General features: G+C 68.3%; 1 protein-coding gene. It reads left to right on the top strand.

Annotated elements, in window-relative coordinates:
• Positions 1-35: 35 nt before the first annotated feature.
• Positions 36-436 (top strand): 3-demethoxyubiquinol 3-hydroxylase (locus ACEWB7_RS17915; RefSeq protein WP_411581078.1); only part of this gene is annotated, 401 nt, incomplete at its 3' end.

Below are 436 nucleotides of genomic sequence, written 5' to 3'. Positions count from 1 at the left end.
AAACTGGTGCGATCTTTCGTTTCCGGAGGTGCGCCATGTCCGCCGACCGCCACTATTCGCCCATCGACCGTTTCCTGCTGCAGGCCGACTCCGCCCTGCGCACCCTGCTGCCGTTCAGCGGCCAGCCGGCGCGACCGTCGCCGGCCATCGTGGAACCCGATGGCGAACTGAGCGAGGAAGACACCCGCCATATCGCCGGCCTGATGCGCATCAACCACACCGGCGAGGTCTGCGCCCAGGCGCTGTACCAGGGCCAGTCGCTGACCGCCAAGCTGCCCGAGGTCCGCGAGGCGATGGAGGAAGCCGCCGAGGAGGAGATCGACCACCTGGCCTGGTGCGAGCAACGCATCCGCCAGTTGGGCAGCCGTCCCAGCGTCCTCAATCCGATCTTCTACGGCCTGTCCTTCGGCGTCGGTGCCGCCGCCGGGCTGGTCAG

Origin of the sequence: Acinetobacter sp. NIOH-H-8 (assembly GCF_046635365.1) — a bacterium.
Lineage (GTDB): Bacteria > Pseudomonadota > Gammaproteobacteria > Pseudomonadales > Moraxellaceae > Acinetobacter.
The sequence above is the reverse complement of the archived record's forward strand: the minus strand, read 5'-3'. Positions and strand labels throughout refer to the sequence as shown.